The sequence below is a fragment of the Pseudomonas sp. TJI-51 genome (assembly GCF_000190455.2).
GTDB lineage: Bacteria > Pseudomonadota > Gammaproteobacteria > Pseudomonadales > Pseudomonadaceae > Aquipseudomonas > Aquipseudomonas juntendi.
Genome location: NZ_AEWE02000018.1, coordinates 1 through 24,876, shown reverse-complemented (window position 1 = coordinate 24,876; position 24,876 = coordinate 1). Strand labels below are relative to the sequence as shown.

20 protein-coding genes and 1 tRNA gene are annotated in these 24,876 nt (G+C 62.9%); 17 read left to right on the top strand and 4 right to left on the bottom strand.

Annotated elements, in window-relative coordinates:
- Positions 1–229 precede the first annotated feature (229 nt).
- Both folK and folB read right to left on the bottom strand, forming a co-directional pair.
- Positions 230–739: a 2-amino-4-hydroxy-6-hydroxymethyldihydropteridine diphosphokinase gene (folK, locus tag G1E_RS05050; protein WP_009682798.1), complete on the bottom strand. Its 510-nt coding sequence runs from the start codon at positions 737–739 to the stop codon at positions 230–232.
- Positions 730–1,086 carry a dihydroneopterin aldolase gene (gene folB / locus G1E_RS05045; protein ID WP_009682799.1) on the bottom strand — a complete coding sequence of 119 codons (357 nt, stop codon included), beginning with the start codon at positions 1,084–1,086 and terminating at the stop codon, positions 730–732. The genes folK and folB overlap by 10 nt, the downstream gene beginning before the upstream one ends.
- 74 nt (positions 1,087–1,160) lie before the next feature.
- Between folB and plsY the strand changes: the two genes are divergently transcribed.
- Complete coding sequence (plsY, locus tag G1E_RS05040) at positions 1,161–1,730, top strand: glycerol-3-phosphate 1-O-acyltransferase PlsY (RefSeq protein WP_009682800.1); 570 nt, start codon at positions 1,161–1,163, stop codon at positions 1,728–1,730.
- A 16-nt stretch (positions 1,731–1,746) separates the two neighbouring features.
- On the opposite strand, the gene tsaD is transcribed toward plsY, so the two are convergent.
- On the bottom strand, positions 1,747–2,772 hold the full coding sequence (gene tsaD / locus G1E_RS05035) for a tRNA (adenosine(37)-N6)-threonylcarbamoyltransferase complex transferase subunit TsaD (protein ID WP_009682801.1): 1,026 nt from the start codon (positions 2,770–2,772) through the stop codon (positions 1,747–1,749).
- Between the two features lie 204 nt (positions 2,773–2,976).
- Here tsaD and rpsU point away from each other — a divergent pair, with 204 nt between their 5' ends.
- The 7 genes from rpsU (at position 2,977) to G1E_RS05000 (ending at position 13,644) form a co-directional block, all read left to right on the top strand.
- Entirely contained in the window at positions 2,977–3,192 is a 216-nt protein-coding gene (rpsU, locus tag G1E_RS05030; protein ID WP_003255575.1) for a 30S ribosomal protein S21, read from the top strand.
- 302 nt (positions 3,193–3,494) lie between these two features.
- Entirely contained in the window at positions 3,495–5,474 is a 1,980-nt protein-coding gene (gene dnaG / locus G1E_RS05025; RefSeq protein ID WP_009682802.1) for a DNA primase, read from the top strand.
- Between the two features lie 67 nt (positions 5,475–5,541).
- Entirely contained in the window at positions 5,542–7,392 is a 1,851-nt protein-coding gene (gene rpoD, locus G1E_RS05020) for an RNA polymerase sigma factor RpoD (RefSeq protein ID WP_009682803.1), read from the top strand.
- Positions 7,393–7,688: 296 nt separating this feature from the next.
- Positions 7,689–11,432, top strand: a complete 3,744-nt coding sequence (locus G1E_RS05015) for a bifunctional diguanylate cyclase/phosphodiesterase (protein ID WP_009682804.1) — start codon at positions 7,689–7,691, stop codon at positions 11,430–11,432.
- A 16-nt stretch (positions 11,433–11,448) separates the two neighbouring features.
- Positions 11,449–11,525: transfer RNA gene (locus G1E_RS05010), tRNA-Ile, on the top strand.
- A 256-nt stretch (positions 11,526–11,781) separates the two neighbouring features.
- Positions 11,782–12,903: a Fic family protein gene (locus G1E_RS05005; protein WP_009682805.1), complete on the top strand. Its 1,122-nt coding sequence runs from the start codon at positions 11,782–11,784 to the stop codon at positions 12,901–12,903.
- A gap of 279 nt (positions 12,904–13,182) precedes the next feature.
- The gene (locus G1E_RS05000) at positions 13,183–13,644 is read left to right on the top strand and encodes an Lrp/AsnC family transcriptional regulator (protein WP_029887892.1); all 462 of its coding nucleotides are present in this window, start codon (positions 13,183–13,185) and stop codon (positions 13,642–13,644) included.
- Between the two features lie 12 nt (positions 13,645–13,656).
- Here G1E_RS05000 and G1E_RS04995 read toward each other — a convergent pair whose 3' ends face one another.
- Positions 13,657–14,088, bottom strand: a complete 432-nt coding sequence (locus G1E_RS04995) for a hypothetical protein (RefSeq protein WP_009682807.1) — start codon at positions 14,086–14,088, stop codon at positions 13,657–13,659.
- 488 nt (positions 14,089–14,576) lie between these two features.
- Between G1E_RS04995 and G1E_RS04990 the strand changes: the two genes are divergently transcribed.
- From G1E_RS04990 to G1E_RS04955, 9 genes are all read left to right on the top strand, one after another.
- Complete coding sequence (locus G1E_RS04990; protein ID WP_009682808.1) at positions 14,577–16,259, top strand: NAD(P)/FAD-dependent oxidoreductase; 1,683 nt, start codon at positions 14,577–14,579, stop codon at positions 16,257–16,259.
- A gap of 15 nt (positions 16,260–16,274) precedes the next feature.
- Positions 16,275–17,069, top strand: coding sequence for a carbon-nitrogen hydrolase family protein (locus G1E_RS04985; RefSeq protein ID WP_009682809.1), 795 nt, complete (start codon positions 16,275–16,277; stop codon positions 17,067–17,069).
- A 132-nt stretch (positions 17,070–17,201) separates the two neighbouring features.
- A complete protein-coding gene (pqqF, locus tag G1E_RS04980) occupies positions 17,202–19,502 on the top strand; it encodes a pyrroloquinoline quinone biosynthesis protein PqqF (RefSeq protein ID WP_009682810.1) in 2,301 nt (766 codons plus the stop codon).
- A gap of 158 nt (positions 19,503–19,660) precedes the next feature.
- Complete coding sequence (gene pqqA, locus G1E_RS27270) at positions 19,661–19,732, top strand: pyrroloquinoline quinone precursor peptide PqqA (protein WP_003243383.1); 72 nt, start codon at positions 19,661–19,663, stop codon at positions 19,730–19,732.
- Between the two features lie 83 nt (positions 19,733–19,815).
- Entirely contained in the window at positions 19,816–20,727 is a 912-nt protein-coding gene (pqqB, locus tag G1E_RS04975; protein WP_009682811.1) for a pyrroloquinoline quinone biosynthesis protein PqqB, read from the top strand.
- 160 nt (positions 20,728–20,887) lie between these two features.
- Positions 20,888–21,643, top strand: a complete 756-nt coding sequence (pqqC, locus tag G1E_RS04970) for a pyrroloquinoline-quinone synthase PqqC (RefSeq protein ID WP_009682812.1) — start codon at positions 20,888–20,890, stop codon at positions 21,641–21,643.
- Positions 21,640–21,915 (top strand): pyrroloquinoline quinone biosynthesis peptide chaperone PqqD, encoded by a 276-nt coding sequence (pqqD, locus tag G1E_RS04965; RefSeq protein ID WP_009682813.1) that lies wholly within the window; start codon positions 21,640–21,642, stop codon positions 21,913–21,915. Before pqqC ends, pqqD begins: the two co-directional genes overlap by 4 nt.
- A complete protein-coding gene (gene pqqE / locus G1E_RS04960; RefSeq protein ID WP_029888064.1) occupies positions 21,887–23,047 on the top strand; it encodes a pyrroloquinoline quinone biosynthesis protein PqqE in 1,161 nt (386 codons plus the stop codon). The genes pqqD and pqqE overlap by 29 nt, the downstream gene beginning before the upstream one ends.
- On the top strand, positions 23,013–24,836 hold the full coding sequence (locus G1E_RS04955; protein WP_033690403.1) for a S9 family peptidase: 1,824 nt from the start codon (positions 23,013–23,015) through the stop codon (positions 24,834–24,836). Before pqqE ends, G1E_RS04955 begins: the two co-directional genes overlap by 35 nt.
- Positions 24,837–24,876: the final 40 nt, after the last annotated feature.

The following is a 24,876-nucleotide window of genomic DNA, read 5'->3' as shown; positions in this document are numbered from 1 at the left end:
AACTTATTGGGGGCAGTCCACCCCGTGGGAGCTGGCTTGCCCGCGAAGCAGGCGACGCTGTGCCTGGCACCGGCTCCGCCGGTGTTCGCGGGCATGCCCGCTCCCACAGGGGCCTGCGCTGGCTTGAAGTTGCCGCCGGACTCGCACGAGCAACTGTCTTTCTCAAAATTTGAAGCCTGCGCGATTCACCTGTGGGAGCGGGCAAGCCCGCGAAAAGGCCGGAACAGGCTTACGCCGGCGTCAACTGCAACCCACGCCACTCAAAGGCAACCGGTGCCAGCACTTGGTCAATCTGCGCGTCCTGCCACAACTGCGCCATGGTCTTGCCCGCCCCCGGATGCACCAGTTCCGGCGCCAACAGCGACAGCGGCCATAACACGAAGGCGTTCTTCAAGATCTCTGCCCGGGGCAGTACCAGCCCATCGAAGTTGCCATGCAGGTCGTCATACATCAGCACGTCGATATCCAGCGGCAACCCTTTGCGGTCAGGCGCATAACGGCCATTGTCGGCCTCGATGAACTTCAGCCGGCGGTCCAGTTCGATCAACGGCAGCGCGGTTTGCCCGCTGACCACGAAATTGATGAATGGCCCGCTCTTGATCCCCACCGCCTTGCTCTCGAAAGCCGGAGAGCAGCGCATGTCGGTGAGAATCGCGGCCAATGCATCAAGCCCGGCACACAAATGCGCCTCACGGTCGACATTGCTGCCAAGGCCCAGGTAAACCGTGCTCAGAGACATCCGCGCTCGATCTCCACGCCAACACCGCCACGGGCCGCCGGCACCGCGCCAGGCTTGGTCAGCTTCAACCGCACCCACGGGATGTGGAACTCTTCCATCAAGGCAGCCACCAGGCGCTCGGCAAAAGTTTCCACCAGCTCGAAACGGGCCTGCTCGGCGAATGCCTGGATACGCGCCGAAACGCTGGCGTAATCCAGGGCCAGGTTCAGGTCGTCGCCGGCCGCCGCGGGGCGGTTGTCCCAGGCAAAGCTCAAGTCCAGGCGCAAGCACTGGCGAATATCCCGCTCCCAGTCATAGGCACCGATAACGGTATCGACTTCCAGGCCTTCGATGAACACTCTGTCCAAGCACTTCTCTCCACAGCACGACAAGGGCGACTGGCGCCGTTAGAATCAGGGCGTCCTCGCCCGGAATAGTTAGCATGTTTTGGTTACTGGCGTTGCTCGCCTACCTGCTCGGCTCGCTGTCCTTCGCCATTGTTCTCAGCCGCCTCTCAGGCAGCCCGGACCCGCGTTCCAGTGGCTCAGGCAATGCCGGCGCTACCAATATGCTACGCCTGGCAGGCCGTAAAATGGCGATCCTGACCCTGCTTGGCGACCTGTGCAAGGGCCTGCTGCCAGTATTGCTCGCCCGCCTCGCCGGACTGGACCTGCAAGAACAGGCCTGGGTAGGCGTGTATGCAGTGCTGGGCCACCTGTTTCCAGTGTACTTCCGCTTCCAGGGTGGCAAGGGCGTGGCGACGGCGGCCGGCATGCTCATGGGCCTGTATTTCCCCGCCGCGCTGCTGGCGGTTGGCGCCTGGCTGCTGATTTTCTACCTCACCCGTACCAGCTCGCTGGCCGCGCTGATCGCCACCCCGCTGACCTTGCCATTGCTGGCCTGGCGCGAGCCGGAAGCCCTGCTGCCGATCACCGTGCTCACCGCCTTGATCGTCTGGAGCCACCGCAGCAACCTGCGCGATCTGTTTGCCGGGCGCGAACGCCACTTCTGAACCTTACCGCCCACCGTTACAGCGGTGGCAATTGCTCCATGGGCCAGCGTGCCTGCACGCTGATCCCCAGGCCCTGCTGCTGCCCGGCCAGCAGCCGCTGGCAGCCGGCATAGGCGATCATCGCGCCGTTGTCGGTGCAGAACTGCGGCCGCGCGTAATACACGTTGCCCTTCATGCCGGCCAGCATCTCTTCCAGCGAGGCGCGCAAGGCCTTGTTGGCACTTACGCCACCGGCGATGACCAGGCGCTTGAGGCCCGTCTGCTTGAGGGCCCGCTTGCACTTGATGGTCAAAGTCTCTACCACGGCCTGCTGGAATGCCAGCGACACGTCGCAACGGGTTTGCTCGCCGTCGTCGCCAGCATTCTTGCACTGCTGCCAGGTGTTCAGGGCGAACGTCTTCAGGCCACTGAAGCTGAATTCCAGGCCAGGGCGATCGGTCATCGGCCTGGGGAACACAAAGCGCCCCGGCACGCCCTGCTCGGCCAGGCGCGCGATTTCCGGGCCACCCGGGTAATTCAGGCCAATCAGCTTGGCGGTCTTGTCGAAAGCTTCGCCAGCGGCATCGTCCAGGCTCTCGCCCAGCAGCTCGTATTGGCCGATGCCATCCACCCGAACCAGCTGGGTATGGCCGCCGGACACCAACAAAGCGACGAACGGAAACTCGGGCGGGTTTTCTTCCAGCATGGGCGCCAGCAGGTGGCCTTCCATGTGGTGTACGCCAATTGCCGGAATGTCCCAGGCAAATGCCAGGGCCTGGGCGCACGACGCCCCCACCAGCAAGGCCCCGACCAGGCCGGGGCCGGCGGTATAGGCGATGGCGTCGATTTCGGTGGCGACACAGCCCGCCTCGTCCAGCACCTGGCGGATGAGGGGCAGCATGCGCTTGACGTGGTCACGCGAGGCAAGCTCGGGCACCACACCGCCAAACACGCGGTGCAGGTCGATCTGGCTGAACAGCGCGTCGGCCAACAAACCGCGTTCGCTGTCGTATAATGCGACGCCAGTTTCGTCGCAGGATGTTTCCAATCCCAGTACTAGCATGGGCTCGTCCCTTGTGGGGGCTGAATTCGAAGCCGCGCATGATAGTCCCCGTGCCGAGTGCCGACCAGCGGTTTTCGATCAGAGGCTTTGCATTCCGGCTTGCTAAGGGTTAACATCCGCAACCCTTGAAAACCGACGTTCTCCAGCACACCTTTGTTTTGCCAGGAGCACGTCTACCCCGGTAATGAATTAAGGTAGCCCTGGATGCCAGCCGTCAAAGTTAAAGAGAACGAACCCTTCGACGTAGCTCTGCGTCGTTTCAAGCGCTCCTGCGAAAAAGCCGGTGTACTGGCTGAAGTTCGTAGCCGCGAGTTTTACGAGAAACCGACCGCAGAGCGTAAGCGCAAAGCAGCTGCTGCTGTTAAGCGTCACGCCAAGAAAGTTCAGCGCGAACAGCGCCGCGCCGTTCGTCTGTACTAATACAGGCGTTCAACGCAAAGCTTCTGCCCTGCCCGGCTAACGCCGGGCGATGGCAGTGGTCGTTTTACACTTGGGCAGCCAGCCCAAGGCCCCGCACAAGCTTCACGCGAACTGCATACGGGCAACCTGCCTGAAACGTCAGAGCTGGTCTTCGCTGTTCCATGACCAGACGTGCACGTCAGACTGACGGGCCCCTAGTGGCCGGCGGCGAGCACACATTTCCTCGCACCATATCAAGCGGCACCCGCCCCATTCGGCGCGCGAGCGATTAGACTTGCCAGTTGCCAGATGACGAGACTGCCATGGCCGGGCTGATTCCCCAGAGCTTCATTGACGACCTGATCAACCGCCTCGACATCGTCGATGTGGTGAGTTCGCGCGTCCAGCTGAAAAAAACCGGCAAGAACTACTCCGCCTGCTGCCCGTTCCACAAGGAAAAAACCCCTTCCTTTACGGTCAGCCCCGACAAGCAGTTCTACTACTGCTTCGGCTGCGGCGCCGGTGGCAACGCTCTGGGCTTTGTCATGGACCACGACAACCTGGATTTCCCCCAGGCCGTCGAGGAGCTGGCCCGCGCCGCCGGCATGGAAGTGCCCCGCGAACAAGGGCGCCGTGACAACAAGCCACGCCAGCCCACCGATTCGCCACTATACCCGCTGCTGGATGCAGCCTCCGAGTTCTACCGCCAGGCGTTGCGCAGCCACCCGACCCGCAAGGCGGCGGTGGACTACCTCAAAGGCCGTGGCCTGTCCGGGGAAATTGCCCGCGATTTCTGCCTGGGCTTCGCCCCGCCCGGCTGGGACAACCTGCTCAAGCACCTAGGCGCCGACGCCCTGCAGCAGAAGGTGATGATCGATGCCGGCCTGCTGATCGAGAACGCCGAAAGCGGCAAGCGCTACGATCGCTTCCGCGACCGGGTAATGTTCCCCATCCGTGACAGCCGCGGGCGCATCATCGCCTTCGGTGGCCGGGTGCTCGGCGACGACAAACCCAAGTACCTGAACTCCCCGGAAACCCCGGTATTCCATAAGGGCCAGGAACTTTACGGGTTGTACGAGGCGCGCAAGCACAACCGCAACCTCGACGAAATCATCGTTGTCGAGGGCTACATGGATGTCATCGCCCTCGCCCAGCAAGGCTTGCGCAATGCCGTGGCCACCCTTGGCACGGCCACCAGCGAAGAACACCTCAAGCGCCTGTTCCGCGTGGTGCCCAGCGTGCTGTTCTGCTTCGACGGCGACCAGGCCGGGCGCAAAGCGGCATGGCGCGCGCTGGAATCGGCGCTGCCCAACCTGCAGGACGGCCGTCGGGCGCGCTTCCTGTTCCTGCCTGAAGGCGAAGACCCAGACAGCCTGGTACGCGCCGAAGGCACCGACGCCTTCATGGCCCGCATCAACCAGCACGCCCAGCCGCTGGCCGACTACTTCTTCGAGCAACTGGGCGTCGAAGCCGACCCGCGCTCGCTGGAAGGCAAGGCCCACATGGCGACCCTGGCCGCACCGTTGATCGAAAAGATTCCCGGCGCCAACCTGCGCCAGCTGATGCGCAACCGCCTGAAAGAAATCACCGGCCTCGACCCTCAACAGGTCGAGCAACTGGCCCAGCAGGCACCCGCGCCCAGCAGCATGCCGGACTACGACCCTGGCTACGATTACGACGCCATGGCCAGCTACACCCCCGACTACGGTGACATGCCGCAGTTCGAGCCGGCGCCGTTCCAGCAGGAGCAGGCCTGGAAGCCCAACAAGGGCGGCGGCAAGAAGCCGTGGGGCGACAAACCATGGGACAAGAACCGCAAGGGCGGGAAAAACTGGCAGCGCGATGAAGCGCCGCCACGGGTGCCGGCGCCGGTCGAACCCCCTACCCTGGCGGCCCTGCGCACCTTGCTGCACCACCCGCTGCTGGCGGGCAAGGTGGAAGATGCCAGCCACTTCGCCGACGAAGAGCACCTGTACAGCCAGCTGCTGGTGGCATTGATCGAAGCCGCACAGAAAAATCCTGGGCTAAGCTCAATGCAGCTGATTGCACGCTGGCATGGCACCGAACAGGGCCGCCTGCTGCGGGCCTTGGCAGAAAAGGAATGGCTGATCGTGGCCGACAACCTTGAACAACAGTTTTTCGACACCATTACTAGCTTGTCCGCCCGCCAACGCGAGCGCAGCCTGGAACAACTGCTCAGGAAATCACGTCAAAGCGAATTGACCAGCGAGGAAAAAACCCAGCTCCTCGCCTTGCTGAGCCGGAATGTTCCCGCACAAACGCCGACCTCATCTGGCGCGTGAGGCCCATGCTCGGGTATAATCCTCGGCTTGTTTTTTGCCCGCCAAGACCTTCAGTGGATAGGGTGTTATGTCCGGAAAAGCGCAACAGCAGTCTCGTATCAAAGAGTTGATCACCCGCGGTCGTGAGCAGGGCTACCTGACTTACGCGGAGGTCAACGACCACCTGCCTGAGGATATTTCAGATCCGGAACAGGTGGAAGACATCATCCGCATGATCAACGACATGGGGATCAACGTATTCGAGAGTGCTCCGGATGCGGATGCCCTTCTGTTGGCGGAAGCCGACACCGACGAAGCCGCGGCCGAAGAAGCCGCTGCTGCGTTGGCGGCAGTTGAAACCGATATCGGCCGCACGACCGACCCGGTGCGCATGTACATGCGCGAAATGGGCACGGTCGAGCTGCTGACCCGCGAAGGCGAGATCGAAATCGCCAAGCGTATCGAGGAAGGCATCCGTGAAGTCATGGGCGCCATCGCCCACTTCCCGGGCACTGTCGATTACATTCTCGGCGAATATGACCGTGTCACCGCCGAAGGTGGCCGCCTGTCCGATGTTCTCAGCGGTTACATCGACCCTGACGACAATATCGCAGCGCCTACCGACGAGGTGCCGGTCATCGGCGCCAAGGCCCCAGCGGCCAAGGAAGAGTCGGACGAGGAAGACGAAGAAAGCGAAGGCAGTGACGACGAAGAAGAGACCGAAAGCGGTCCCGACCCCGTTGTCGCCGCACAGCGTTTCGGTGCGGTCAACGACCAGCTTCAGGTCACCAACAAGGTTCTGAAGAAACACGGTCGCAACCACAAGGAAAGCATCGAGGCCCTGCAGGCCCTGGCTGACCTGTTCATGCCGATCAAACTGGTACCGAAGCAGTTCGAGGTACTGGTCGAGCGCGTGCGTGACGCCTTGAGCCGTCTGCGCCAGCAAGAACGCGCCATCATGCAGCTGTGCGTGCGTGACGCCCGCATGCCGCGCGCCGACTTCCTGCGCATGTTCCCAAGCAACGAAACCGACCAGACCTGGAGCGGTGACCTGGCCAAGCGCAACACCAAATGGGCTGCTGCCCTGGGTGAAAAGGACGCCGCCATCGTCGCTTGCCAGCAAAAGCTGATCGACCTTGAGACCGAAACCGGCCTGACCGTTGCCGAGATCAAGGAAATCAACCGTCGTATGTCGATCGGTGAAGCAAAGGCCCGCCGCGCCAAGAAAGAAATGGTCGAGGCAAACCTGCGTCTGGTTATCTCCATCGCCAAGAAGTACACCAACCGTGGCCTGCAGTTCCTCGACCTGATCCAGGAAGGCAACATCGGCTTGATGAAGGCGGTAGACAAGTTCGAATACCGTCGTGGTTACAAGTTCTCGACCTACGCCACCTGGTGGATTCGCCAGGCAATCACCCGTTCGATCGCGGACCAGGCTCGCACCATTCGTATTCCGGTGCACATGATCGAGACGATCAACAAGCTCAACCGTATTTCCCGGCAGATGCTGCAGGAAATGGGCCGCGAACCGACCCCGGAAGAGCTGGGTGAGCGCATGGAAATGCCTGAGGACAAGATCCGCAAGGTGTTGAAAATCGCCAAAGAGCCGATTTCCATGGAAACCCCGATCGGTGACGACGAAGACTCGCACCTGGGCGACTTCATCGAGGACTCGACCATGCAGTCCCCGATCGATGTAGCCACGGTCGAGAGCCTGAAAGAAGCCACCCGTGACGTGCTCTCGGGCCTGACCGCACGCGAAGCCAAGGTGCTGCGCATGCGTTTCGGTATCGACATGAACACCGACCATACCCTTGAAGAGGTAGGCAAGCAGTTTGACGTGACCCGTGAGCGGATCCGTCAGATCGAAGCCAAGGCGTTGCGCAAATTGCGCCACCCGACGCGCAGCGAGCACCTGCGCTCCTTCCTCGACGAGTGAAGAACAAACCCCGGCCCAGGCCTAATGCCTGTTAGTTAAGCGTTACTGGGGCTGCTTTGCAGCCCTTCGCGGGCACGCCCGCTCCCACTCAAGAAATGCGCGATCCGCTGTGGGAGCGGGCGTGCCCGCGAAGGGTCGCAAAGCGACCCCAAATTTCTTAACTGACTCGCATTAAGCCCAGGCCGGGGTTTTTCTCAAGGCACTGTTGTATCTGACAAAAGGCCTCTTGTTCTTCCGCACACCAGCAGCAATGCCCGTCTACACTCGACTTCAGACCACCTGAAAGCGAGGCCGTCATGCCCCTGAAGCCGGCCATCCTGTTGCTGATCCTGATTGTCTGGAGCACAACGGCCGGCGCCCTTACCCTGACAGACGAGGAGCAAGCCTGGCTGGCTGCCCACCCGCAGCTGAGCCTGGGCGTAGATGCCTCCTGGCCGCCGTTCGAGTTTCGCGACCAGGAGGGCCGCTACCAGGGATTGGCCGCCGATTACATCGCCAAGATCCAGCAACGCCTGGGCGTGACACTGAAACCGGTCGAGCCCAGTAACTGGACCGAGGTATTGGCACAGGCACGCGAAAACCGAATCGACTTACTGCCCGGCATCATGTCGACGCCAGAACGCCAGGCCTACCTGTCCTTCACCCGGCCATACCTGGACTTTCCCATCGTGATCCTCGCCCACAAGGGCGGCGCTCAACCGCGCGACCTGAAAGACCTGTATGGGCTGAAAATTGCCGTGGTCGAAAATTATGCGCCACATGAGTTGCTGCGCACCCACCACCCAGACCTCAACCTGGTGGCACTGCCTAACGTCAGCTCGGCGCTGCAGGCCCTGGCCACCGACCAGGTGGATGCTGTGGTCGGGGACTTGGCATCGAGTATCTGGAGCCTGCGCCAGCTGAAGCTCGATGGCCTGTATGTCAGCGGTGAAACACCCTATCGTTATCAACTGGCCATGGCCGTGCCGCGCAACAATCCAGTCCTGGTCGGCATTCTCGACAAAGTGATGGCCGACATGAGCAGCGGCGAAATCAGCGAGATCCAGCAGCGCTGGGTGGGCAATGTGGTCGACCAGCGGATGTTCTGGTCCGACTTGCTGGTGTACGGCCTGCCAACCGTGCTGTTCCTGATGGGCGTACTGGCCATTGTCATCCGCATCAACCGCCGGCTCAGCTCGGAAATTTCCCGCCGCATTGCCCTGGAGCAGGAGCTGCGCAGCAGCGAATACCACTACCGTGGGCTGGTCGAAAGCCTTTCAGCCATCGCCTGGGAAGCCGACGCCAATGACTATACCTACAGCTATGTGTCACCCCACGCCGAGGGCCTGCTCGGCTACCCGCTGACCGACTGGCTGAAACCGGGCTTCTGGCGCAGCATACTGCACCCGGAAGATGCTCTCTGGGCCCAGGCGTACTGCGACAGCGAAACCGCCGCCGGGCGCGACCACAGCCTCGATTACCGAGTCATCCGCGCCGACGGCCAAGCGCTTTGGGTACGCAATATCGTCAGCATGATCGAACATGGCCACCACCCCGTGATGCGCGGCCTGATGATCGACATCAGCGAAACCAAGCGCACCGAGGACGCCCTGCGGTTGTCCGAGCAAAAATTCGCCTCGGTGTTCCAGCAATGCCCCGACATCCTGCTTATCGCACGCCACAGCGATGGCTGCCTGCTGGAGGTGAACGAGGCGTTCGAGGAACAGATCGGCCTGGCGCCGGACCAGGTGATCGGCCGCACCGCTACCGAGCTCAACCTGTGGGGCGTGGAAGGCAGCGGACCACGGGTGCTGGAGCGCCTGCACCAAGGCGGTATCCGCAACCTGGAAATGACCTTCCGCCGCAGCAATGGCCAATTGTTTACCGGCCTGACCTCGGCGGAAACCTTCGAGCTCGACGGCACCCCCGCGTTGGTAGTGGCGGTACGCGACATCAGCCAGCTCAAGGAAACCCAGCAGCAACTGCAAACCTCTGAAGAAAAATTCGCCAAAGCCTTCCATGCCTCACCCGACGGGCTGCTGCTGTCACGCCAGAGTGACGGCTTGCTGCTGGAGGTGAACGAAGGCTTCTGCCGCCTGACCGGCTACGATCTGAACCCGACCATCGACCAGACGTCGCTGGACCTTGGCATCTGGGTGGACCTCAACGAGCGCAAACGCCTGGTCGACCAGTTGAACCGCGACGGCTTCGTGCGTGATTTCACTTGCCACATTCGCCGCAGCGACGGGCAGATCCGCTTGTGCGAACTCTCGGCAAGGCCACTGCCGATTGCCGGGATCGACTGCATGCTGACCATCGCCCGCGACATTACCGAACGCCACCTCATGCAGGAAAAACTGCAACTGGCCGCCACGGTATTCGAGAACACTGCCGAGGGCGTACTGATTACCGACATCGACCAGCGCATCAGTGCGGTCAACCGTGCGTTCAGCGAAATTACCGGCTACAGCGAAATCGAAGCCCTCGGCCAAACCCCGCGCCTGCTCGCCTCCGGCCAGCACGACAGTGCCTTCTACGCCGCCATGTGGCACCAGTTGACCGCTGAAGGCCACTGGCAAGGCGAGATCTTCAACAAACGCAAGAGCGGGGAGCTGTACCCCAGCTGGCTGACCATCAGCGCGGTGCGCAACACCGAGCGCGAAATCACCCATTTCGTCGCAGTGTTCGCTGATATTTCCAGCCTCAAGCATGCCCAGGCCAAACTCGACTACCAGGCCCACCACGACCCACTGACCGGCCTGCCCAACCGCGCCTTGTTCGAGAACCGCCTGCAGGCTGCACTGGCCTGTGCGCAGGTGTCCAACCGCCAGGGTGCGGTGCTGTTCCTTGACCTTGACCGCTTCAAGCACATCAACGACAGCCTCGGCCACCCGGTCGGCGACCTGCTGCTCAAAGGCATCGCCCAGCGCCTAAAAGAGCAGGTACGCGACGTCGATACCGTGGCCCGCCTGGGCGGCGACGAGTTCATCATCCTGCTGCCCGGCCTGCACAAGCCCAGCGACGCCAGCTCCATCGCCAACAAGCTGCTGGCTTGCTTCAACGCACCGTTCCAGGCTGGCGAACACGAGTTCTTCACCAGCGCCAGCATTGGCATCAGCCTTTATCCACAAGACGGCAGCGACGTTGCCACGCTGATCCGCAACGCCGATGCCGCCATGTACCGCTCCAAGGCCAAGGGCCGCAACCGCGTCGAAGCCTACACCCGCGACCTCACCGCCCAGGCCAGCGAACGCATTGCCCTGGAGCATGAACTGCGCCGCGCCGTGGAGCGCAATGAAATGAGCCTGTGCTTCCAGCCCAAGCTCAGCCTCAAGACCCAGAGTCTGGTCGGTGCCGAAGCGCTGATCCGCTGGAGCCACCCGACCTTCGGTGAAGTGCCGCCTGAGCACTTCATCCACCTGGCCGAAGAGAACGGCACCATCCTGCAGTTGGGTGACTGGGTACTGGAGCAGGCCTGCCGGCAGATGCATCGCTGGAAGCGGGACTATGAAGCGTTCGGCCCGCTTTCGATCAACCTGGCTGGCGCCCAATTGCGCCATCACGGCCTGGCCAAGCGCATCGAGCAATTACTCAGGACCTACGGCCTGAAGGCGGGCGACCTGCAGTTGGAAATTACCGAGAACTTCATCATGAGCCAGGCCGAAGAAGCCTTGGTCGTGCTCCACCAGCTGAAGAAACTGGGCGTGCAGTTGGCCATTGACGACTTCGGCACAGGCTATTCATCGCTGAGTTACCTCAAGCGCCTGCCGCTGGATATCCTCAAGATCGACAAGTCGTTCATCCGCGGCCTACCTGACGACCCCCACGATGCAGCCATCGCCCGGGCGATCATCGCGCTGGGCCGCAGCATGCAATTGACCATCATTGCCGAAGGGGTGGAAAACCAGGCGCAGCAGCGTTTTCTGGCAGCGGAAGGCTGTGAGCAGATCCAGGGCTACATCGTCAGCCTGCCACTGCCGCCAGAGGAATTCGCTGCTTCGTTCCTTCGCATAGCACTATCGGATCTTTCAGATGGCACAGCTGCGAAACCCTCGTTATAATCCGGCCACTTACTGAGGGCCTATAGCTCAGTCGGTTAGAGCAGAGGACTCATAATCCTTTGGTCCACGGTTCGAGTCCGTGTGGGCCCACCAGCTACTGAAAAGCCGCGCACTGCGCGGCTTTATGCTTTCTAAGGTAGTGGTCTCGCTATTGGCTCCATGGCCAAAAGGTACAAAATCGGTACAGTACTGGTAAGCCAGTCTGCCTTTGGAGTCCTTTTCATATGGCAACAATGGTCAAAACCCCTTCCGGCACTTGGCAAGCCGAAGCCCCAAAACGGGCTGGGCATTATCGGCTCACTGAATGAGCCGAATAGGCTCGCTAATCGGCTCACAGATGAACGCTCCCATGAATGACCCGCGCTGGATCTGGCAGCAGCCCAACTGGCCGCACTTTAGCTGGCGAGGCGAAACGCTTGCCCAGCTGCTGCGCGCTTGCAATCACGCTCAGGGGCGTTTGCTCGGAATGCTCGGTGCGGTGGGCAGTGACACCGAAGTGCAGAGCAGCCTGGATGCCATGCTTCAAAACATCGTCACTTCTTCAGCCATCGAGGGTGAGCAACTGAATGTCGGTTCGGTGCGTTCATCACTGGCGCGGCGCTTGGGGCTGAGCGAAGAGGGTCGCACCACCTCACGTTCCGAAGGCCTGGCGGAACTGCTGCTCGATGCCACCTGCCTGTATCAACAAGCGCTAGACGAGCAGCGACTTTTCACCTGGCACCGTTGGCTATTCCCCACCGATGACCAACTGCTGGCTCGACCGCTACACATCGGCACACTGCGCGGCGAAGAGCCGATGCAGGTCGTTTCCGGTCGCATAGACCGCCCTACGGTACATTTCGAGGCCCCTCCCCGCGCGGGCCTGGAAGAGCAATTGGCGGGCTTTCTCGCCTGGTTCGAAAGCAGCCGAAGCGATGCCAGCCTTGACCCCTTTCTGCGCGCTGGCATCGCCCATTTCTGGTTCGTTACCCTGCACCCCTTCGATGACGGCAATGGTCGCCTAACCCGCGCCATCACCGATCTGGCCTTGGCCCAGGGCGAACATCAAGCCATCCGCTTCTATGCCCTGTCCGCAAGCATCCTTGATGACCGAGCAGGCTATTACCGCATGCTTGAAGCCAGCCAGAAAAGCACACTGGACATCACTGCTTGGCTGCAATGGTTTCTCACGACGTTGCTCAATAGCCTGGAGCAGGCTCTTGCTCGTATCGACCGAGTGCTGGTCAAGGCGCGCTTCTGGCAGGCGCACCGCAGCCAAACCCTATCGGCGGAGCAGGTCAAAGTGCTTAACCGCCTGCTTGATGGCGGCGAACGGGGTTTTGAAAACGGTATCAGCGCAGCCCAGTACCAAGCCGTGGCCAAGGTATCCAAAGCCACCGCGACCCGCCATCTGAGCGACCTGCTGGAAAAAGGCTGCATCGAGCGGCTGCCCGGTAGCGGGCGCAGCACCCGTTACCAGATAGCACGCTGAGCACGTGAGCCGACCCAGTCAGCCCCCTGGTGCGTCGTCGCGCCATAGGATAATGGTTGCGATCCACTTGAGCGATAGAAAGCAATTACTCGTACACCACTACGCTTACCTTTGCCGTTTGCAGCCCAGCGAACCTTGCGGTGCCCGCCAGTGCCGCGGCCGCTTTGCGGCCCTTTCGCGACACAAGGCAGCTCCTACAGGGGCCGCGTCGCTAGCGGCTGGCCTTGCCCTGATCGGCATTGGCTGGCTAGGCTAGCGGGCCAACCGTAGAGACTCGCCATGTCGGATGCCCGCCTTATCACCCTGGATGAAATCGATCGCCAGCTGATCGCCCTGCTGCAGATCAACGCCCGTGAAAGCGTGGCCAACCTCGCTCGCCAGCTGGGTATCGCCCGTACCACGGTCAACTCGCGCCTGGAGCGGCTGGAGAAGACCAAGGTCATTGCCGGTTACGGTGTGCGCCTTGGGCAAAGCGTGATCGGTGGCGGGCTGCAAGCGTATGTGGGGATCAAGGTGCAACCGCGCTCCGGCAAGGACGTGGTGCGGCGTTTGAGTGCCATGGGGCAAGTGCAGCAGTTGTGCGCGGTAAGCGGCGAATTCGACTACGTGGCTTGGCTGCGCACGGACTCACCCGAGCAACTGGACCAGTTGCTTGACCAGATCGGCAGTGTCGACGGGGTGGAGAAAACCACCACGTCGATCATCCTCAGCAGCAAGGTGGACCGCGGTCAGCCGCTGTGAGCGGGCTGGCGGTCAGGCTTCCTGACCGTCAAGCAGGCCATCGAGGATGGCCGACAGGCTTTCGGCAGAATGCTGCATCGACCAGACAATGTCACGGCTGCGCTCGGGGGCGTGGTGTTGCGCGTAGTCAGAGGCAATCTGGTTGAGGCCACGGGCTAGCAGGCAGGCGTGGACCAAGGCGTCGGCGGCGTCGATGCCGGGGCGGATGGCGAAGAGCGGCGGGTGGCTGGCTTCGCAGTTGCAGAAGGGCTTTTCGGCGGTGGGTTTGAGTTTTTCGGGTCGGTCAGAATCCGTCTGTTTCATGATGCAATTCCCAAATTGAGCCTTGAGGAAACTGCCTACCAACTCCTTCTCACGGGAAATAGGTGGCAGCCATGCACGGGGTGAGAACCGGCCAACTTGGAAATCCGGCCAGGCCAAAGCCTGCCCGCGCACGGCTGCCATGACATAAGCCTTGGTGCGAAGTTGAATGATGGGTTCTCACACCCAGTCGCCTTTAGAACGGCGACCCGGTGAAGTTAACCCTGAGACATTTTCCGCGCAGCCAGACCGGGGCTATAGCGGGTGTAGGGTAATTCTTTATCTCAAGGCATGGGTGTAGGACGTATCTGATCACCCAGATCGCAAGTGCTACACAGCCCGTTGTAGGAGCGGCCTTGTGTCGCGAAACGGGTGCGAAGCGCCCCCAGGATTTGTGCATACAGCAGATGTTGCTGGGGCCGCTTTGCGGCCCTTTCGCGACACAAGGCCGCTCCTACAACGGGCAAGTCTTCGTCATAATGTATTTTTTGAAATAGATTTCGACTCAGAAAACGACATTAAGACAACACTCTGCATCTTAATTACGAACCCCGCTGTCCCTAAAATGACCACCAGGCATCTCCTATACTCAGGCTCTGCTCCCCGCGCAGCCCCTCTGGCAAGGTCACTTCATGAACAAGAAAAACCGCCACCCCGCCGACGGCAAGAAGCCGATCACCATCTTTGGCCCGGACTTTCCCTTCGCTTTCGACGACTGGCTTGAACACCCGGCAGGCCTTGGCAGTATCCCGGCTGAACGCCACGGTGAAGAGGTGGCCATCGTAGGTGCGGGCATCGCCGGCCTGGTGGCGGCGTACGAACTGATGAAGCTGGGCCTCAAGCCGGTGGTCTACGAGGCCTCCAAGCTTGGCGGCCGGCTGCGCTCGCAAGCCTTCAACGGCACCGACGGGATCGTGGCCGAACTCGGCGGCATGCGCTTCCCGGTGTCGTCCACTGCCTTCTACCACTATGTGGACAAGCTAGGCCTGGAAACCAAGCCTTTCCCCAACCCGCTGACCCCGGCGTCGGGCAGTACGGTGATCGACCTGGAGGGCCAGACCTACTACGCCGAGAAGGCCGCCGACCTGCCGCAACTGTTCCATGAAGTGGCCGACGCCTGGGCCGATGCGCTGGAAAGCGGTGCCCAGTTCGCCGACATTCAGCAAGCCATCCGCGACCGTGATGTCACCCGCCTGAAGGCGCTGTGGAACAAGCTGGTACCGCTGTGGGACGACCGCACCTTCTATGACTTCGTCGCCACCTCGCGCTCGTTCGCCAAGCTGAGCTTCCAGCACCGCGAGGTGTTCGGCCAGGTCGGCTTCGGCACGGGCGGGTGGGACTCGGACTTCCCCAACTCGATGCTGGAAATTTTCCGCGTGGTCATGACCAACTGCGACGACCATCAGCACCTGGTAGTCGGCGGCGTTGAACAGGTGCCACAAGGTATCTGGCGCCATGTACCGGAGCGCTGCGTGCACTGGCCACAGGGCACCAGCCTTAGCGCACTGCACGGCGGCGCGCCGCGTACCGGTGTAAAACGTATCGCCCGCGCAGCCGACGGGCGCCTGGCGGTTACCGACAACTGGGGTGACACCCGCCACTACAGTGCCGTGCTCACCACCTGCCAGACCTGGCTGCTGACCACGCAGATCGACTGCGAGGAATCGCTGTTCTCGCAAAAAATGTGGATGGCCCTGGACCGGACCCGCTACATGCAGTCGTCGAAGACCTTCGTCATGGTCGACCGGCCGTTCTGGAAGGACAAAGACCCGCAAACCGGCCGCGACCTGATGAGCATGACCCTCACCGACCGCCTCACCCGCGGCACATACCTGTTCGATAACGGTGACCACAAACCGGGGGTCATCTGCCTGTCCTACGCGTGGATGAGCGATGCGCTGAAGATGCTGCCGCACCCGGTGGAAAAGCGCGTACAACTGGCCCTGGATGCGCTGAAGAAGATCTACCCGAAAACCGACATTGCCGGGCACATCATCGGCGACCCGATCACCGTGTCCTGGGAAGCCGACCCGTACTTCCTCGGCGCCTTCAAGGGTGCATTGCCGGGCCACTACCGCTACAACCAGCGCATGTACGCGCACTTCATGCAGCAGGACATGCCCGCCGAACAGCGCGGCATGTTCATCGCCGGGGACGACGTGTCGTGGACACCTGCCTGGGTCGAGGGCGCGGTGCAGACTTCACTGAATGCGGTGTGGGGTATCATGAACCACTTCGGTGGCCGTACCCACCCCGACAACCCAGGCCCTGGCGACGTGTTCGACGAAATCGGCCCGATCGCCCTGGCCGACTGACACGCAGGAGGCAACATGCACATCGCTCTGTTCCAGGGCCATCCCCAGCCGCTGGATGTACCCGGCAACCTGCAACGGCTGCGCCAGCAGGCGCAGCTGGCAGTAGAACGTGGCGCGCAGTTGCTGGTGTGCCCGGAAATGTTCCTCAGCGGCTACAACATCGGCCTGGCTCAGGTGGAGCACCTGGCCGAGGCGGCCGATGGTCCGGCAGCCATGGCGGTGGTGGAAATCGCCCAGGCGCACCGCATCGCCATTGTCTATGGCTACCCGGAGCGCGGCGAGGACGGGGCGATCTACAACAGCGTGCAGTTGATCGACGCCCATGGGCGCAGCCTGGGCAACTACCGCAAGACCCACTTGTTCGGCGAACTGGACCGTTCGATGTTCAGCCCCGGCCCCGATCACTTCCCGGTGGTACAGCTGGAGGGCTGGAAGGTCGGCCTGCTGATCTGCTACGACATCGAGTTCCCGGAGAACGCCCGGCGCCTGGCACTGGACGGCGCCGAGCTGATTCTGGTGCCAACGGCGAACATGGCGCCCTACGATTTCACCTGCCAGGTGACCGTGCGGGCGCGGGCGCAGGAGAACCAGTGTTATCTGGTGTATGCCAACTACTGCGGGGCAGAAGGGCAGATCCAGTATTGCGGGCAAAGCAGCATCATCGGCCCGGACGGCAGCCTGCTGGCGATGGCCGGGCACGATGAATGCCTGTTGCTGGCCGAACTTGAGCATGAGCGGGTGGTGCAGGGGCGCGCGGCCTTCCCCTACCTGAGCGATCTGCGCCAGGAGCTGCACTTGCGTCAAGGCTGACGGGGGCCGCTTTCACATCGACCGCGTGAACCTAAAGCCCTGTGCAGTACCTGTGGGAGCGGGCTCGCCCGCGAAGGGGCCGGGCCTGGGAACAAATGGGTTAGCATGGAAACCGAGCAACCGGAGCCCCCCATGCCTGACGCCACCCGCCACCTGACCCTCGCCAACGGCCTGCAGCTGACCCTGCGCCACGCCCCGCGCCTGAAGCGCTCGGCGGCCGCACTGCGGGTGCACGCGGGCAGCCACGATGCCCCCGCCAAATGGCCCGGCCTGGCGCACTTTCTCGAACACCTGTTCTTCCTCGGTACCTCCCGCTTTGCGCTGAACGATGGCTTGATGCGCTACGTGCAAACCCTCGGCGGCCAAGTCAACGCCAGCACCCGCGAACGTACTACCGACTTTTTCTTCGAAGTGCCACCCAGTGCTTTGACCGGCGGCCTCGAGCGCCTGTGCCAGATGCTTGCCGAACCCGACCTGGGCAGCGAGCGCCAGCGCCGCGAACGCGAGGTGATTCACGCCGAGTTCATCGCCTGGGCCCGCAACCCGCAGGCCCAGCAGCAGTTCGCCTTGCTGCAAGCGGCCGCGCCTGGCCATCCGCTGGGCGCATTCCATGCCGGCAACCGTTACACCCTGGCCCTGCAGGATCCGCGCTTCCAGCAAGCGCTCGGCGGTTTTCACCGGCGCTTCTACCAGGGCGGGCAGATCACCTTGAGCCTGTGCGGCCCACAACCGCTGGATGAGCTGGAGCGAATCGGCCGCCAACATGCCGGGCTTTTCGCTGTGGGGCAGCCTGTGGCTCAGGCGCAGCCACCCTGCCTGTCGGCAACGGCCGACCCGCTGGTGTTCACGCACCAGCAACTCCCAAACGGCGCCGAGCAAGCGCTGGAGCTGCTGACCACCGGCCTTGAAGACAGCCGCCCCGGTACCTGGCTGGGCACCCTGCGTGAGCGTGGCTGGCTGCACAGTTTCAAAGCTGAAACACTGTATGCATTCGCCGGTCAGTTGCTGTGGCACCTCGACCTCAAGCTCAGTGCCAACGCCTGCCCGGACGAAGCCCGCGACCTGCTGCACGGCTGGTTCAGTTTCATGCGCCAAGCCGACCGCCGTTCGCTGAACCAGCAGTTCGGTGCGTTGCAGCGCAGCCGCGCGCGCAGCGCAAGCGCACTGGAGCTGGCCCGCCGGGACAGCGCAGGCCGGCCGTTCGCCCAACTGGATGCCCAAGGCCTGCACGCGCTGGATGCGCTGCTTGATGATTTGCCCTGCGCCGAGCACGGCCATTGGCAATTGCCGCCAGCCGACCCGTTGCTCAGTGCCGAACTGCCCAATGCCAACCCGCAGCCGCTGCCGGCGGCGCTGACCATCAGTGGCCAGCTCCCGGCCTCGCGCCAGTACGCGGCGCTGTACCTGCGCTGGCAGGTGCCTTCGCCCTTGCCCCAGCCGCTGAAACGGGTGCTCGAACAGGCCCTGGCGCCGTTGCAGGAACGCTGTGAACGCGCCTCGGTGCAACTGCAATTCACCAGTGCCGGTGCTTACTGGCAGTTGCGCTGCGCCGGGCTGCCAGCAGCGGTGCTGCGCACAACACACCAGGCCTTGGGGTTGCTGCGCGAACCGCCTGCCAACTGCTGGCAAGCCAGCCCCGCGCAGCTCCCGGCATTGATACCCATCCGCCTGTTGCTGCAGCAACTGCCGGATGCGGTAGCCGGTGGCCTGCCTGAAACAACGCCGGATTGCTCGCTGGGGCAGCAGCACCTCGCAAGCCTATGGCAGCAATCGCAGTGGCAAGGCTTGGCCACGGGTTTCGACGCCAGGGCCCTGGGCGCACTGGGTGTTGCCTTGCAGCAGTGCCCCGGCCAAGATGCGCGGCCTACGCCGGCACCCAGCTGGGCCAGCAAGCGCTGGTACCACGTTAGCGCCCCAGGCAGTGAACACGCCCTGCTGCTGTTCTGCCCACTGGCTGCGGCAGACGAAGCCCGCGGCCGCCTGCTCGCCCAATTACTGCAAGGCCCGGTCTACCAAAGGCTGCGAGTGGAACTGCAACTGGGCTACGCGGTATTCAGTACCTTTCGCCAGATCGAGGGCGTGGGTGGCCTGTTGTTCGGTGTGCAGTCTCCGCACACCGGCCAGGTTCAGGTCCTTGACCACCTGACGGCCCTGCTGCGCCAGGGCGTTACCCTTGACGCCGGGGTTCGCCAGGCCTTGGCCGAGCAATTTGCCGAGCCGGCCATGGCCAACGCGGAGGTCACCGAGTGGGCATGGCAGACACACCTGGCTACACAACCAGGCCAGCTCGATGGCCTGCGCAGGTCTATCCTGAACACGCGGCAGACGGATCTGGACCAGTTGCTCAGCAACCTGCTCGATACGGGGGCTGTCTGGCTTTGCCTGGCCAACGCTGCCGCGCCAGACACTTCCTGGCACGGCGAAAGCCCATGATTGTTACGCAAAGTGCAATGGCACTTTTCGAATAATTAACCTTTCGGTACAAATTTTTCTTGTAAGATAGCGCAATCCCAGTTCTGGGAACCTCCTGCGCATGGCGGTACCCAAGTAGTAGCTGAGCAAACCAAAACCCATCCGGAAGGAGTAACTCCATGTGGACCAAACCTGCTTACACTGATCTGCGTATCGGCTTCGAAGTCACCATGTACTTCGCTAACCGCTAAGCCCGGCTTACGGTTCCACGCCTCGGCCTGCCGGGGCGTTTTCGTTTTCAAGATACGGATTTCGCACAGCATAGAGAGTGGCCATGTATATCCAGGTTCTCGGCTCCGCCGCCGGTGGCGGGTTCCCGCAGTGGAACTGCAATTGCGTCAACTGCAAGGGTTACCGTGACGGCACCCTGCGCGCAACGGCGCGCACCCAGTCGTCCATCGCCCTGTCCGACGACGGCGTGCACTGGGTACTGTGCAATGCCTCGCCCGACATCCGCGCGCAGCTGCAAGCCTTTGCGCCCATGCAGCCAGCCCGGGCCCTGCGCGATACCGGCATCAACGCCATCGTGCTGCTGGACAGCCAGATCGACCACACCACCGGGCTGCTCAGCCTGCGCGAAGGCTGCCCGCACCAGGTGTGGTGCACCGACATGGTCCACCAGGACCTGACCACTGGCTTCCCGCTGTTCAACATGCTCAGCCACTGGAACGGTGGGCTGCAGTGGAACCGCATCGAGCTCGAAGGCAGCTTTGTGATCGACGCCTGCCCCAACCTGCGCTTCACGCCCTTCCCGCTGCGCAGCGCCGCACCGCCCTACTCGCCGCACCGCTTCGACCCCCACCCAGGCGACAACCTTGGCTTGCTGGTCGAAGATACCCGTACCGGCGGCAAGCTGTTCTACGCCCCTGGCCTGGGCCAGGTCGATGACAAGCTGCTGGCGATGATGCACGGCGCCGACTGCCTGCTGGTCGACGGCACCTTGTGGGAAGACGATGAAATGCAGCGCCGTGGCGTTGGTACCCGCACCGGGCGCGAGATGGGCCACCTGGCGCAGAACGGCCCCGGCGGCATGCTGGAAGTGCTCGATGGCTTCCCGCGCCAGCGCAAAGTGCTTATCCACATCAACAACACCAACCCGATACTTGATGAAGCATCGCCCGAACGCGCCGAAGTACTGCGCCGGGGCGTGGAAGTGGCCTTCGACGGCATGAGTATCGAGTTGTAAATACAGACGGCCAGACGACACTGAAACCCTGTGGGAGCGGGCATGCCCGCGAAGCAGCCAATACAGTTCATGGCACCGGCTTGGCCGGTGTTCGCGGGCATGCCCGCTCCCACAGGGGTGAGTTGCCAGGCCAGTCAAGCGTTTTACAGGAGCCAGCCGAATGAGCGATGCACTGCCGATGTCCCCTGCCGAGTTCGAGCAGGCCCTGCGCGCCAAGGGCGCCTTTTACCATATCCATCACCCCTATCATGTGGCGATGTACCAGGGCCGGGCCAGCCGCGAGCAGATCCAGGGCTGGGTCGCGAACCGCTTCTACTATCAGGTCAACATCCCCATGAAGGATGCCGCGATCCTGGCCAACTGCCCCGACCGCGAAGTACGCCGCGAGTGGATACAGCGCCTGCTCGACCACGACGGTGCCCCAGGCGAAGACGGCGGTATCGAGGCCTGGCTGCGCCTGGGCCAGGCGGTGGGGCTGGACCCCGACCAGTTGCGCTCGCAAGAGCTGGTACTGCCCGGCGTGCGCTTTGCCGTAGACGCCTACGTCAACTTCGCCCGCCGCGCCAGCTGGCAGGAAGCGGCCAGCAGCTCGCTGACCGAACTGTTCGCCCCGCAAATCCACCAGTCGCGCCTGGACAGCTGGCCGCAACACTACCCGTGGATCGACCCGGCCGGCTACGAGTACTTCCGTACCCGCCTGGGCCAGGCCCGGCGTGACGTGGAGCACGGCCTGGCCATTACCCTGCAGCATTACACCACCCGCGCAGGCCAGGAGCGTATGCTGGAAATACTGCAGTTCAAGCTGGATATCCTCTGGAGCATGCTCGACGCCATGAGCATGGCCTACGAGCTGAACCGCCCGCCCTATCACTCCGTCACCCAGGACCGGGTATGGCACAAGGGGATCACCCTATGAGTTTCGACCGTAACCAAGTGCCGAACTGGCGCCCCGGCTACCGCTTCCAGTACGAACCGGCGCAGAAAGGCCATGTGCTGCTCTACCCTGAAGGCATGATCAAGCTCAATGACAGCGCCAGCCTGATCGGTGGGCTGATCGATGGCCAGCGCGACGTAGCAGCGATCATCAACGAACTCGAACAGCAATTTCCCGGCGTGCCCCAGGTAGCCGAGGACATCGAGCAGTTCATGGAGGTAGCCCGTGCCGAACACTGGATCGTCCTCGCCTGAGTTGCCGCCCACGCCCGCTGTGGGCTTGCCGCTGTGGCTGCTGGCCGAGCTGACCTACCGTTGCCCGCTGCAGTGCCCGTACTGCTCCAACCCGCTGGACTTTGCCGCCCAGGGCCAGGAGTTGAACACCGAACAGTGGTTCAAGGTCATGGCCGAGGCACGCCAGATGGGCGCCGCGCAAATCGGCTTTTCCGGTGGTGAGCCGCTGGTGCGCCAGGACCTGGCCGAGCTGATTGGCGAGGCCCGTCGGCTGGGTTACTACACCAACCTGATCACCTCCGGCATTGGCCTGAACGAGGCGCGCATCGCCGAATTCAAGGAGGCCGGCCTGGACCATATCCAGATCAGCTTCCAAGCCAGCGACGAGCAGGTCAACAACCTGCTGGCCGGCTCGAAGAAGGCCTTTGCGCAAAAGCTGGAAATGGCCCGCGCAGTGAAGGCCCACGGCTACCCGATGGTGCTCAACTTCGTCACCCACCGGCACAACATCGACAAGATCGACCGCATCATCGAGCTGTGCATCGCGCTGGAAGCCGACTTCGTCGAGCTTGCCACCTGCCAGTTCTATGGCTGGGCGCACCTCAACCGCCTTGGCCTGCTGCCAACGCGCGCGCAATTGGAGCGTGCCGAGCGCATCACCAACGAGTACCGCGCAAAACTCAAGGCCGAAGGCAACCCGTGCAAGCTGATCTTCGTCACCCCGGACTACTACGAAGAGCGCCCCAAGGCCTGCATGAATGGCTGGGGCAACCTGTTCCTCACCATCACACCTGACGGTACCGCACTGCCCTGCCATGGCGCCCGCCAGCTGCCGGTGCAGTTCCCTAATGTGCGTGAGCACGACCTGCACCACATCTGGTACGAGTCGTTCGGCTTCAACCGCTTCCGTGGCTACGAGTGGATGCGCGAACCGTGCCGCTCATGCGACGAAAAGGAAAAGGACTTCGGCGGCTGCCGCTGCCAGGCCTTCATGCTGACCGGCGACGCCCGCAACGCCGACCCGGTGTGCGCCAAGTCGGCCGACCACGGCATCATTCTCAAGGCCCGCGAGGAGGCCGAAAGCGCCCAGCTCGCCATTGAACAGATGACCTTCCGCAATGAACGTAACTCCCGTGTCATCGCCCGCGGCTGAATTCAGCGCGGCCCAGGCCGTGGCCGCCGGCACCGACTTTGCCGAACTCAAGGTCAGTGCCGACGGGCTGTTCTGGCTGGAATTTCGCCCAGCCGATGGGGCTTGCCGCATCTGGCACTGGTTGTACTGCCAGGCTCGCTGCCTGACCCCGGATGGCTTCAGCGTGCGCAGCCGGGTCTACGAGTATGGCGGTGGCAGTTTCTGCCTGGGCGGCGACGGGTTGGTGTTCGTCAACGAGCAGGACCAGCAGGTCTATACCCAACCGCTGGACGACCTGGAACCGCGGGCCCTGACGCAGAATGCCAACTGCCGCTATGGCGATGTGCAATGGCACGACGGCCAGGTACTGGCGGTTGAAGAACGCCACGCCGGCCAGGTCGAACATCGCCTGGTCGCGCTGCGCGACGGCGGCTGCGAAGTGCTTGCCGAAGGCGCCGACTTCTATGCTGCACCAACGGTAAGTGGCGACGGCCAGCGCCTGGCGTGGATCGAATGGGACCGCCCGGCACAGCCATGGACCGTGACCCGGTTGATGTGCCGCATGCGCGATGCCAGTGGCCACTGGTTGCCCGCGCAGTGCGTGGCGGCAGCCGAGGAATCGCTGCAGCAGCCGCGCTTCGATGGCGAAGGCCGGCTGTACTGCCTGTCCGACCGCAATGGGTTCTGGCAACCCTGGGGCGAAGTCGATGGCCAGTGGCAGGCGATGCCTGCCGAGCAGGCAGACCACGCGGCGGCCCCCTGGCAGCTGGGCACCTGCACTTGGTTGCCATTGGGCTCACACAGCTACCTGGCCAGCTGGTTCGAAAACGGCTTCGGCCAACTGGGGGTGCGCGGGGCCGATGGCCGCACCGAGCGCTTCGCCAGTGCCTACACCCGCTTTCGCAACCTGGCCATCGACGGCGACCACCTCTATGCCATCGCCGCCTCGCCCATCAGCCCGCCGGCGGTGATTGCCATCGACCGCAGCAACCACGAGGTTCGCGTGCTGGCCGGTGGGGCCGAAGTGCTGCCAGCCGACCACGTCAGCCTGCCACAGGCGTTCCACTACGCCAGTGATGGTGAGCAGGCGCATGGTTTCTTCTACCCGGCGGCCCGTTCGCAGGGGGCCGCACCGCTGGTGGTGTTCATCCACGGCGGCCCGACATCGGCCTGCTACCCGGTGCTCGACCCGCGCATCCAGTACTGGACCCAACGCGGCTTTGCCGTGGCCGACCTGAACTACCGGGGCAGCACCGGCTATGGCCGGGCGTACCGCCAGGCACTGCACCTGCGCTGGGGCGAGAGCGATGTGGCCGACGCCTGTGCAGCGGTCCGGCACCTGGCAGCACAGGGCCTGGTCGACCCACGCAAGGCGTTCATCCGCGGTGGCAGCGCGGGGGGCTATACCACGCTCTGCGCCTTGGCGTTCCATGACGTGTTCCGTGCCGGTGCCAGCCTGTACGGGGTCAGCGACCCGATAGCGCTAGGGCGTGCCACGCACAAGTTCGAGGGTGATTACCTGGACTGGCTGATTGGCGACCCCGCCCTGGATGCCGAGCGCTACCGCCAACGCACGCCGCTGCTGCATGCAGGGCAGATCAGGGTGCCGGTGATCTTCTTCCAGGGCGAGCTGGATGCGGTGGTGGTGCCAGAGCAAACCCGGTCGATGCTGGCGGCGTTGCAGGCCAACGGGATCGAGGCGCAAGGGCACTTCTACGCGGGCGAACGGCATGGGTTCCGCAAGGCGCAGAACCTGGCGCATGCGCTGGAAGAAGAGTGGAAGTTCTATTGCCGGGTGTTAGAAGGCTGACCCTTGGGGGCTGCTTTGCAGCCCAATCGCCGGCAAGCCA